Raw genomic sequence first — 11,677 nt, forward strand, 5'->3', positions numbered from 1 at the left:
TAAAATATCGCTCAAAGGACCTCAAATTAAAAATAACTATCAAAGTACACACTAACGAAAATTGTGTAAATTTGGAAATTGAAGACAATGGAATTGGTATAGACATGTTAAAAAACAAAGATAAAATATTTGGACTCTATCAACGTTTTCATAATTATCCCGATAGTAAAGGCCTCGGATTATACTTGGTTAAATCGCAAGTAGAAGCAATGGGCGGAACCATAGAGGTAGAAAGTTTTGTAAACAAAGGAACCAAGTTTACAATTAATTTTAACAACGAATAATCATGAACCAAACCATATTATGTGTTGATGATGATCCAATCACACTGATGCTTTATAAAAAAGTTATTATAAAAGCTGAGTTTGGTTCGACTGTTTTATTTGCTCAAAACGGCGAAGAAGCTTTAGAATTTTTTAAACAAGCAAGTAACCGTAAAAACCTTTCAAGTCCGGCACAGATTCCCGATATTATCTTTTTAGATTTAAATATGCCCGTAATGAATGGCTGGGATTTTTTGGAACATTTTTCTAATGAAGTTTATCCAAAATTTAGTGATGTTAAAGTAGTCATTCTCTCCTCTACAATTGATCCTTCAGATTATTTGAAAGCCAAACAATACGAAGCAGTTACCCATTTTCTATCAAAACCACTAACGGTGCAAATGCTTCATAATCTTAAATAAGCTCAAAAGTATTGCATATAAAAAAAGCCCCCGTTTGGGAGCTTATGTATATTCCATTAAAAAAACACGATTATAATTTTGCTACGTGTTTTGTTAATTTTGACTTTAGGTTTGAAGCTTTATTATCATGAATAATATTCTTTTTAGCCAATTTGTCAATCATCGCAATTACGCTTGATAATTTAGAAGCTGCGTCACTTTTATCAGTAGACAATCGCAATGCTTTAATCGCATTACGAGTTGTTTTGTGTTGATATCTGTTTAACACTCTTTTCTTTTCGTTACTTCTGATTCTCTTTAGAGCAGATTTATGATTTGCCATTTTCTTTAATTTTTTAATTGTAATAATTTATATAAACTACTAGTTAAAAAAGAAAAACCGCCCACAATTATAAATACAATTACTTTGGTTTTAACTAATAAAATAACAATCGAGACACCAATAATTATTTCACAAAACTTATTTACAACTAATTCTGTAGTCCGTAGGGGAATCGAACCCCTGTTACCAGGATGAAAACCTGGCGTCCTAACCCCTAGACGAACGGACCATTTGTTCTTCTAGAAAGGTTTTCAAACAAAACCTAAATTGTAGCCCGTGGGGGAATCGAACCCCCCTTACCAGGATGAAAACCTGGCGTCCTAACCGATAGACGAACGGGCCGTCATTTCTTGAATGCGGATGCAAAAATACAACTATTTTTGAGACGCACAATAGCAGATTAATTTTTTTTTATTTTTTTTAATAAGCCTTCGCAAAAAACACTCTTCCAACCGATGGTTTTCCTGTAAGTATGCAGCTTCCGGACTCTTCTTTTCTACTTAATGGAATGCATCTAATAGTTGCTTTGGTCAAATCTTTGATCTTTTCTTCTGTTTCAGGGGTTCCATCCCAATGAGCTGATAGAAATCCGCCTTTAGAATCTAATAAATCCTTGAAGTCCGCAAAAGTATCAACCGCTGTAATATGCCTGTCTCTGTATTCAAAAGCTTTGGCAAACATGCTATTTTGTATCGTTTCTAAAAGATCAACAACATAAACAGCAATGCCTTCCTTCGAAACAACTTCTTTGGTGAGTGTATCTCTTCTGGCTACCTCAAAAGTTCCGTTTTCAAGGTCATTGGGTCCAACGGCAATTCGAATAGGTACGCCTTTCAATTCGTATTCATTAAATTTAAATCCAGGCTTGTGCGTCGTTCTATTGTCAAATTTAACGGAGATTTTCAATTTCCGGAAAGCGGCAACTAAAATTTCCACTTCTTTTGAAATAGCATCCAATTGCTCGTCCGATTTATAAATAGGCACAATTACCACTTGAATTGGTGCCAAATTTGGTGGCAGAACTAACCCATTATCATCAGAATGCGTCATTACCAAAGCCCCCATTAAACGTGTAGAAACACCCCATGATGTTCCCCAAACATATTCTTGCTTTCCTTCCGAATTGGCAAATTTCACATCAAATGCCTTGGCAAAATTCTGACCTAAAAAGTGAGAAGTACCTGCTTGTAGTGCTTTGCCGTCTTGCATTAAAGCTTCAATACAATAAGTTTCAACAGCACCTGCAAAACGTTCAGATTCCGTCTTAACACCTTTAATAACCGGAATAGCCATGAAGTTTTCAGCAAATTCAGCATAGACGTTCATCATTTTTACTGACTCTTCGATGGCCTCTGCTTGCGTTGCGTGTGCTGTATGTCCTTCTTGCCATAAAAACTCTGCGGTTCTTAAAAATAAGCGGGTACGCATCTCCCATCGAACAACATTCGCCCACTGATTGATTAAAAGCGGTAAATCTCTGTAGGATTGAATCCAATTTTTATAAGTACTCCAAATAATCGCTTCGCTTGTAGGTCGAACAATTAATTCTTCCTCCAACTTAGCGTTTGGATCTACCATCAATTTTCCTTTATTATCAGGGTCATTTTTGAGCCTATAATGTGTAACAATAGCACATTCCTTTGCAAAACCCTCTGCATTCTTTTCCTCTGCTTCAAACATACTTTTAGGTACAAAAAGTGGAAAATACGCATTTGAATGTCCGGTTTCTTTGAACATTCGATCGAGTTCTGCTTGCATTTTCTCCCAAATTGCATAGCCATACGGCTTAATCACCATACACCCTCTTACTCCTGAATTTTCGGCTAAGTCAGCCTTCACCACAAGTTCGTTGTACCATTTTGAATAATCTTCTGCTCTTTTTGTAAGGTTCTTGCTCATTGGGAATAAATTGGCATAAAAATTGTTAATATAAAATATAAGAAAATAACTCAGCAAAAATAAGTAAATTTGTATTGATTCCAACATAAATCGAACGCTATGAAAACAATTAATCTACACTTAACTAAATTAACATTAGTCTCCTTTTCAGGAGTATTGTTATTCAATTTAACCTCTTGTGGTTCTACTCAAAATAGTACTAATTCTGATTCAGATGGTATTTATTCCTCTGGTACAACTCAGAAAAATCCTGCTGAAAACACTTCAAACGCAAGTGCCTATAAACAGTATTTCACAACCAAAGAACTTGAAAGCAAAGGAATTGTTGTATACGATGAATACGATGAAAACTTGGATTCAACAGCAGTTGCCGAAAGAAGTTATTCTGGTTGGGGGGAAAATCCAAGCAACATAACCGTCAATGTTTACGACTCCGGTTGGGACAATTGGGGAATAGGAATGGGCTGGGGAATGGGCTGGGGCTGGAATTCTTGGTGGGGACCCGGATGGGGATGGGGTTGGAATAGTTGGTATGGACCCGGATGGGGATGGGGTTGGAATAACTGGTATGGCCCAGGCTGGGGTTGGGGATACCCTAACTATGGCTACGGCGGAGCATACGGTTATGGATATTCTTACAACAATTCGAGAAGAGGAAGTAGTGCTTACTATAACGGAAATCGATCAGGCACTTACGGTGGCAGAAACTATTCTTCTTCAGGCAGATATGGCACAGCAGGTAGAAACGTGAGCGGAACTAGAAACACCGCAGGCACTAGAAATTCTAATTATACAACACGGTCAACTTCAGGGACTAGAAACCAGTCCGGTTATAGTAATTCATCAAGAACTACCACTAGATCAGTTGGCACTTCCACTACTACAAGGTCATCTAGCCCTTCAACAAGGTCAAGTAACTACTCTTCTGGAGGCACTAGAAGTTCCAGTGGAGGTTCTTATGGCGGCGGAAGATCAAGCGGCGGTGGCGGTGGAGGAAGATCAGGCGGCGGTGGAGGCGGCGGTGGAAGATCAGGTGGTGGAAGAGGTTAATCCATCTCAATTCCTGCACTAAATGTGATTTTTACATCCATTCACGTAGCATTTAGATTATTGATTCCAATTAAATTCAAAATTAAAATGAAAAAGATTGTTTTTGTTTTACTCATGGGCTTAAGTGTGTCTACTGTTTATTCCCAACTAATTCAGGATGCCGTTAGATACTCTCAAGATAATATTTCAGGAACCGCTCGTTTTAGAGCAATGAGTGGTGCTTTTGGTGCCTTAGGTGGAGATTTATCCTCTGTAAGTATAAATCCGGCCAGTTCGGCGGTCTTTAATTACAACCAAATAGGGTTCTCTTTTGGAAACCATAGCTCGAACAATACATCAAATTATTTTGGCACTACCTCATCAGCATGCGACAGTAGTTTTGAAATGAATCAATTTGGTGCCGTTTTTGTTTTTAAAGCAAATAATTCTTCCTCTAAAGTAAACAAGTTTTCATTAGGTATAACGTATGAAAATAGTAATAACTTTGATAATTTTATTTATTCAAATGGCACAAATCCAACTACCTCGGTAGCTAATTACTTTTTAAGTTATGCAAATGGAATTCCATTAAATGTCATTACTGGGCTACCCTACTCTTCCATGAATTATGCTGAGCAACAAGCATTCATGGGATATGAAGGATATCTAATTAATCCAATTTCTAATGCTCCGAACAACACGCTTTATACTTCTAACGTTCCGGCCGGAGACTATTACCAACAAAATTTTACCTACTCAAATGGTTATAATGGTAAAATCGTTTTTAATGCCGCGGCACAAGTAAACGATAAGTTTCATTTTGGTTTAAATTTAAACTCTCATTTTGTTGATTTCTTTCAAGTAACCAATTTTTTTGAGTCAAACAATAATGATACTCAAAATGGTTTACAGCGTATGCAGTTTGACAATTCCTTACTTACCTATGGTAATGGATTTTCATTCCAATTGGGTACCATAGTAAAAGTAGTGGATGGATTGCGATTCGGATTAACCTATGACTCTCCGATCTGGTATAACTTAACCGATGAAACTACGCAATATTTAGCCTCAACTGACGCACAAAATGGCACATCGTTTAGTAATGTGGTTAACCCTGGAATCATTAACATATTTCCTACTTACGGAATTAATACTCCTTGGAAAATATCAACTGCTTTTGCTTATGTATTTGGAAAAACAGGATTGTTAAGTGTAGATTATGCTTTCAAAGATTATAATTCACTCCGTTTTAGTCCGAGCGGCGATCCTTACTTTAATGGTTTAAATGCAGAAATGTCCTCTATTTTAAAAAGCACTAGTGAAATACGTGTAGGAGCCGAATATCGTATCAAAAATTTTAGTCTACGTGGAGGGTACCGCTTCGAAGAAAGTCCGTATAAAAATGGAACTACCTTAGGTGACTTAAATAGTTTTTCAACCGGTGTTGGTTATGATTTTGGACCAATGAAAGTAGATTTCGCCTATTCCAATATGCAAAGAACCAGCAATCAAGGATTTTTTAGTCAAGGATTAACTTCACCTGCAAATGTAAAAAACCAAGTGGACTCATTTTTTATAACCTTCCTTTTCGGATTGTAAAAGTACTCATAAAATAGCTGCCAAACCACCTTAATATGGTGGTTTGCGGTTTTTATAGACGTATGTGAATATAAATACCTAATTTTGCAATCCTATTTATATATAAATGCGAACAAAATCATTAAAAAAGAACAAAATAAATGTAATCACTCTTGGCTGCTCCAAAAACGTCTATGATAGTGAAGTTTTGATGGGACAACTCAGAGCAAGTGGAAAAGACGTTGTACACGAGCAAGAAGGAAACATAGTTGTTATTAACACCTGTGGATTTATTGATAATGCAAAAGAAGAATCCGTAAATACAATATTGGAATACGTTGACAAAAAAGAACAAGGAATTGTAGATAAAGTTTTTGTAACCGGTTGTTTGTCTGAAAGGTACAAGCCGGATCTGGAAAAAGAAATTCCAAATGTAGATCAGTATTTTGGGACATCTGATTTGCCTCAACTTTTAAAAGTTTTAGGAGCCGATTATAAACATGAACTTTTGGGCGAACGATTAACTACGACTCCAAAAAATTATGCTTATTTAAAGATATCCGAAGGGTGTGACCGACCCTGCAGTTTTTGTGCGATTCCGCTGATGCGGGGCAAACACGTGTCACAAACTATTGAAAAATTGGTGGCCGAAACTGAAAAACTAGCCAAAAACGGGGTGAAAGAACTAATATTAATTGCTCAAGATTTAACCTATTACGGTTTAGATATCTACAAAAAAAGGAACCTTGCCGAACTATTAGAAAACTTGATAAAAGTAGATGGAATCGAATGGATACGCTTGCATTATGCCTTCCCAACCGGTTTTCCGATGGACGTTTTAGATTTAATGAAAAAAGAACCTAAAATTTGTAATTATATTGATATTCCTTTGCAACACATTTCTGATTCCGTTTTAAAATCAATGCGAAGAGGCACAACGCAGGAAAAAACAACTAATTTATTAAAAGAATTCAGAAAAGCTGTACCCGATATGACTATTCGTACCACACTAATTGTGGGCTATCCCGGAGAAACAGAGCAGGACTTTCTGATTTTAAAAGATTGGGTTCAGGAAATGCGATTTGAGCGTTTGGGTTGTTTTGCCTATTCGCACGAGGAAAATACACATGCTTTTGCTTTAGATGACGATGTTCCTGCAGAAGTAAAACAACAAAGAGCCACAGAAATAATGGACATTCAAGCCCAAATTTCTTGGGATTTAAATCAAGAAAAGATTGGAAAAACATTCAAATGCATAATTGACAGAAAAGAAGGTTCCTATTTTGTAGGCAGAACTGAATTTGATAGTCCTGACGTAGACAATGAGGTATTAATTGACGCTTCAAAATTTTATGTGAAAGTGGGCGATTTCTCGATGATAAAAATAATTGACGCAACAGAATTTGACTTATTTGGCGAACCAATTTCTTAACTAACTATGAAAAAAATATTTATTACTTTCCTTCTGATAGTAGTAGGATTACCAAAAAACCAAGCAATTGCTCAGGTAAATAGACAGGTGGTACCCAATACACAAACTACTCCTCAGAAATATGAAGCTCCTGATCCCGTAGAATCTACAATGACATTTTTAAAAAAAGAACTCAAATTAGACTCTTTTCAAGAAGCCGCAATCAAAATATATGTAAAGGAAAATGTTGAAGCATCTAAAAAAATTTCAGAACAAAATATTTCTTACGAAGAGAAATTAATACAATATGAAAAAGTAGTCAATGTTTTTGATGAAAAAGTAATAAAAATACTGAATCCGGAGCAACTGCTTAAATTTCAAGAGTTGCAAGCGAAAAGAACCAGCAAAAAAGAAAGCAAAAAAAAGAAAGATAAAAAAGATAAAGAGGAAGAATAAATCATTTTTTTTATTGTAATTAGAAACATAAACTGATAATTATCATAAATATAAAAACAGAGTTTTAGTAAATTAGATTCATGAAAATAAATGACTATTAATTTAATAAATTCTACAACTATGATAACCACACATCCAATTGTTCAAGAGTTCCCGGAGTATTTAGACAAAATCAAAGATTTATATCATCACAATGAGGAATTTCAAGTCCTATTAGGTTCTTACCACTCCCTAGACAAAGAAATATTTGAAATTGAAAAAGGTGAAATTCCTGCAACAGATGATGAATTAACACACAAAAGAAGAGATCGGGTTTTCTTGAAAGATGAAATTTATAATTATCTAACCAGTAGTTAAAAAAAAAGAGCAGTTGACCCAATCAACTGCTCTTTTTTTTAGAATTGGAGTAACCCATTCTCTTTTAATAATTTTATTGGCTTTGAAAACCAAAATAATTCGAAATCTTCAAAGTATAATTCAAAATCCGTTTTGAGTTGTGAATAAATGATAGGCTTCTCGTTACATACAGAACAGGTATTTAAAGTGTTTACAAGCCATAGTCCTTTCTCTTTTTCTAAAGAAATGTCAAACGCCGCAGTTTTGGAATGAAATAGCAATTTTATCAGTTCCCAGGACCGGCCTTTTTTTGATTTGGTGAAAAATTCGGTCGCAGGCTTCCCTCCTATCCAAACAATTTTTGCTGTGGGTTTACTAACAAATAAATCTTCTTTTTCTAAACAAGCTATAATATAATTAGGAGAAATCTTTGTTTTAGGAATTTTAAAATCAAACCACTCCTGCAACTCATAGTCAAAACAAATGCCGTGCATATAATTGAAAAGTGATTTTTTTAAACCAAAACTAAATTTATCGTGATTGATACCTGTTTTGTCGGTAAACAGTATATCATTATTGGCAAAAGTAATTTCATTTTGGTGCGGAACAACTCCAAATTCTTCCGGAAACATTCCCACCGGACTGTGGGTTGTCATGGCAAACTGGTGCCAAAAACCGGACTGCAAAATACCCAATTCAAACAATTGACGAACCATTTCCAAACTATCAACCGTTTCTTGAATGGTTTGTGTAGGATAGCCGTACATCAAATACGCATGCACCATAATCCCGGATTCAGTGAAATTACGGGTTACTTGAGCCACTTGTTCCACTGTAACGCCTTTTTTGATGAGTTCTAATAACCGATCAGAAGCCACTTCCAATCCGCCTGAAACTGCTATACATCCGGAAGCTTTTAAGAGCTGACACAAATCAGCTGAAAAACTTTTTTCAAATCGAATGTTGGTCCACCAACTTACGGTTAACCTTCTACGTATGATCTCCAAAGCTACTTCACGCATCAAAGCGGGTGGAGCAGCTTCATCTACAAAATGAAACCCATTTTCGCCTGTTTGGGCAATGAGTTCCTCCATTCGATCTACCAATAATTTGGCAGCAATGGGTTCGTATAATTTAATATAATCGAGTGAAATATCACAAAAAGTACATTTCCCCCAATAGCAACCATGTGCCATGGTGAGTTTGTTCCAACGACCATCACTCCACAAACTGTGCATCGGATTGGCGATTTCTATTACAGAAATATACTTATCTAAGTACAAATCGGAGTAATCAGGTGTTCCGACTTCTGATTGTTTGTAGTCGTGTTGAAGTGAATTGTTTTTGTAAACGACTTCATTGTTTTCAAGGAGGAAGGTTCTTTTGTATTGGTTGGAAGTTGGAAGCTTGAGGCTAGAAGCCAATAATTCAATGGGCAATTCTCCATCATCCAAGGTAATAAAATCAAAGAATTCAAAAACCCGTTTATCTTTTAAATTTCTTAATTCGGTATTGGGAAAACCGCCTCCCATCGCTGTTTTAACAGCGGGGAAATGGGTTTTGATCAATTGTGCACATCGAAAGGCACTGTACAAATTTCCCGGAAAAGGAACAGAGAAACAAACTAATTTGGGTTGAACCTCTTGCAGCCTTTCTTTCAGAATCTTTAATGTGATGCCATCAATATATGTTGGTGGTTGATTCAATTGATAATACATTTCGTCAAAGGAATTGGCACTTCTACCCAGTCGTTCGGCATACCGACTGAACCCGAAATTTTCATCTTTGCATGCCACAATATAATCGGACAAATCTTCGAGGTATAAAGTGGCTAAATGTTTTGCTTTGTCTTGTATTCCCATGGTTCCAAATGCATATTCCATATCATCCAACTGATCAAAACGAGAAGCCTCGGGCAGAAAATTACCAGAACAAATTTGACGAGCTAGGGTTGGGTTTTTTCCTTGAAGAAAAGTAATGACTGAATCGATGGTTTGGATGTAATCTTGTTTAAGAGCAAAAATGCGTTCAAGGTTGGAAGATGGAAGATGGGAGCTGGAAGTTGCAAAAATGCTTTCTAATCCTTTTTTTGAAAAAATTTCCAGAATCACTTCGATACCTAAATCCATCTGAAAAGAGGAAATGCTTTTGGTATTCAGAAAACCTTTCAAATAGGCTGTGGCCGGATACGGCGTATTCAGTTGAGTGAACGGTGGTGTGATGAGGAGGAGGTTTTTCAAGGGAAAAGCTTTTTGCAAAAGTAGCTTTTTATCTCTTTATTATCTTTTGATAGGCAACTTCATTATCAACAGAAATAATTTTGCAAAAATAAATTCCTGATTTCAAATGTGATAAATTCAGCAATGAACTTTCGGACTTCTGTTCAAAAACCATTTTACCTAAACTGTCATAGATTTCAACGGAACTAATAACTGAATTTAAAAAATCAATCGTTGTCATTCCGTCGGTCGGATTTGGATATACATTCACAACGGGTCTTTCATACTGATTGGTGCTCAAAGTAACATCTAATGTATAGGCTCCTCCATTATTAGGTGTAACAGGACTATTCCAACGTTCTGAAGAATTACCAAATAAAACTTTATTATCCTTTATCAACGTGAAAAAGCCAAAATTATCATTAGTAATTGTACTCATACCAGTATAACCATTATAATAACTCCAAGTTGCTCCATTGAATTTATAATGATAGGCAGGATTTTTCCGTTCAATTTGCAAAATATATTCACCAACAGGGACAATAAATATATTATTGCCTTTAACTTTTACTTTATACTCTAAATAATCACCTTCAGTAAACATAAAATTTTCAGCAAAAGTCCATTCTGATAGACTATTGGACCAATTATAAATTTTAATCATTTTTTGTCCTAACATACTTTGACTATCCTCCAAAATATGATATAAGTACAATTTTTCATTTGAAAAACTTGCACGCCAAAAATTTGGAACATAAGGTTGTCCAACAGCAAAATCAAATGCAGGCATTTGTGTGGTATTAACTAATTGCCAAACAGCATTTATTTTTTTCAGTGTGTGAACACTATCCGCTGTTAAATTTCCTGAAGTTGTAACTAGCATGTCGTTTTCTATTTCAACCGAAGTGCCAAAAGAAAAATTACCTGCAACACCGGTTAAAACTTGTTGAAAAGCAAAAGTGTCATTCGTTTGGTTGTATACATATATGGCTCCATTATTTACAGTTGGACTTCCGCTAGAATCATAACCAGCAGCGGTAATAAACAATTGGTTATTGTGAAAAACGATGTTTGACCCAAAATAATCATTCTCAAATTGAAAACTTGGTTGAATTTTAAGTAAATAAGTCCATACATTATTTACCTTTTTAAAAACATAAACTGCACCTCCATTTAAAACGTTGGTAGTGTTGGAAGAGGAACCAACATATAAATAATTATCAGTCATTTCAATACCACCACCTAATTTCTGATTGGTCTCAGGAGCTTGTAAAACTCCGTTGGGCGTCATTCCGGTAGCTGAATTAAAAAGATATAATTTGTTTACGCCATTTGGAAACATCGCATCATATCCAAAAACAGCTACTTCATTGGTATTGAAATTACCGTTTGTCCCAAAGCTAAAAACAGACGTGAAATTTTGAGGCTCCACCCTAACCAAACTTTGTCCGTAAGAGCAAAAACAGAAAAAAAATGCGAAACAGTATAATTTGTCCATGATTTTCTATTTAAACTACTAAATTAATTAAATTTCGCAGTAAAATCAAATTAATCTCTTAAAGTTGGTTTTCCTAACCATTTGTTAAACCACTTTTCACTATTTTTATTTTCTGTATTTTTACGAAAATTTCTAACTATGCCAACGGACTGTATCAGCTACCAAGAATCGGGATATTTTACCTCTATCATGGTGGATTACTTAAACCAAAAATCGGAGCTGTCAGCGTTGTATAACCGTTTTC

11 protein-coding genes and 2 tRNA genes are annotated in these 11,677 nt (G+C 35.5%); 7 read left to right on the forward strand and 6 right to left on the reverse strand.

What is annotated here, in order from left to right; translation table 11 throughout:
• On the forward strand, positions 1-284 hold a 284-nt coding region (locus ACIQ2S_RS07175), incomplete at its 5' end, for an ATP-binding protein (RefSeq protein ID WP_396174425.1).
• 2 nt (positions 285-286) lie between these two features.
• Complete coding sequence (locus ACIQ2S_RS07180) at positions 287-685, forward strand: response regulator (RefSeq protein ID WP_396174427.1); 399 nt, start codon at positions 287-289, stop codon at positions 683-685.
• A 70-nt stretch (positions 686-755) separates the two neighbouring features.
• Here the strand turns inward: ACIQ2S_RS07180 and rpsT are convergent, their stop codons facing one another.
• The 4 genes from rpsT to proS all read right to left on the reverse strand — a co-directional run bounded on the left by rpsT (position 756) and on the right by proS (position 2,906).
• A complete protein-coding gene (gene rpsT / locus ACIQ2S_RS07185; RefSeq protein WP_396174430.1) occupies positions 756-1,007 on the reverse strand; it encodes a 30S ribosomal protein S20 in 252 nt (83 codons plus the stop codon).
• Positions 1,008-1,164: 157 nt separating this feature from the next.
• Positions 1,165-1,236: transfer RNA gene (locus ACIQ2S_RS07190), tRNA-Glu, on the reverse strand.
• Between the two features lie 41 nt (positions 1,237-1,277).
• Positions 1,278-1,349: transfer RNA gene (locus ACIQ2S_RS07195), tRNA-Glu, on the reverse strand.
• Between the two features lie 78 nt (positions 1,350-1,427).
• On the reverse strand, positions 1,428-2,906 hold the full coding sequence (gene proS / locus ACIQ2S_RS07200; protein WP_396174432.1) for a proline--tRNA ligase: 1,479 nt from the start codon (positions 2,904-2,906) through the stop codon (positions 1,428-1,430).
• Positions 2,907-3,005: 99 nt separating this feature from the next.
• Here proS and ACIQ2S_RS07205 point away from each other — a divergent pair, with 99 nt between their 5' ends.
• From ACIQ2S_RS07205 to ACIQ2S_RS07225, 5 genes are all read left to right on the forward strand, one after another.
• Positions 3,006-3,956: a hypothetical protein gene (locus ACIQ2S_RS07205; protein WP_396174434.1), complete on the forward strand. Its 951-nt coding sequence runs from the start codon at positions 3,006-3,008 to the stop codon at positions 3,954-3,956.
• An 87-nt stretch (positions 3,957-4,043) separates the two neighbouring features.
• Entirely contained in the window at positions 4,044-5,534 is a 1,491-nt protein-coding gene (locus tag ACIQ2S_RS07210) for an OmpP1/FadL family transporter (RefSeq protein ID WP_396174437.1), read from the forward strand.
• A 106-nt stretch (positions 5,535-5,640) separates the two neighbouring features.
• Complete coding sequence (rimO, locus tag ACIQ2S_RS07215; RefSeq protein ID WP_396174439.1) at positions 5,641-6,945, forward strand: 30S ribosomal protein S12 methylthiotransferase RimO; 1,305 nt, start codon at positions 5,641-5,643, stop codon at positions 6,943-6,945.
• Positions 6,946-6,951: 6 nt separating this feature from the next.
• The gene (locus ACIQ2S_RS07220) at positions 6,952-7,380 is read left to right on the forward strand and encodes a hypothetical protein (RefSeq protein ID WP_396174441.1); all 429 of its coding nucleotides are present in this window, start codon (positions 6,952-6,954) and stop codon (positions 7,378-7,380) included.
• Positions 7,381-7,500: 120 nt separating this feature from the next.
• Positions 7,501-7,737, forward strand: a complete 237-nt coding sequence (locus ACIQ2S_RS07225; RefSeq protein WP_396174444.1) for a YdcH family protein — start codon at positions 7,501-7,503, stop codon at positions 7,735-7,737.
• 38 nt (positions 7,738-7,775) lie between these two features.
• On the opposite strand, the gene ACIQ2S_RS07230 is transcribed toward ACIQ2S_RS07225, so the two are convergent.
• Together ACIQ2S_RS07230 and ACIQ2S_RS07235 are read right to left on the reverse strand one after the other, a co-directional pair.
• Complete coding sequence (locus ACIQ2S_RS07230) at positions 7,776-9,956, reverse strand: B12-binding domain-containing radical SAM protein (RefSeq protein WP_396174446.1); 2,181 nt, start codon at positions 9,954-9,956, stop codon at positions 7,776-7,778.
• Between the two features lie 28 nt (positions 9,957-9,984).
• Positions 9,985-11,433, reverse strand: a complete 1,449-nt coding sequence (locus tag ACIQ2S_RS07235) for a T9SS type A sorting domain-containing protein (RefSeq protein WP_396174449.1) — start codon at positions 11,431-11,433, stop codon at positions 9,985-9,987.
• Between the last annotated feature and the right edge of the window lie 244 nt (positions 11,434-11,677).

The organism is Flavobacterium sp. (genome assembly GCF_044371705.1).
Classification (GTDB): Bacteria; Bacteroidota; Bacteroidia; order Flavobacteriales; family Flavobacteriaceae; genus Flavobacterium.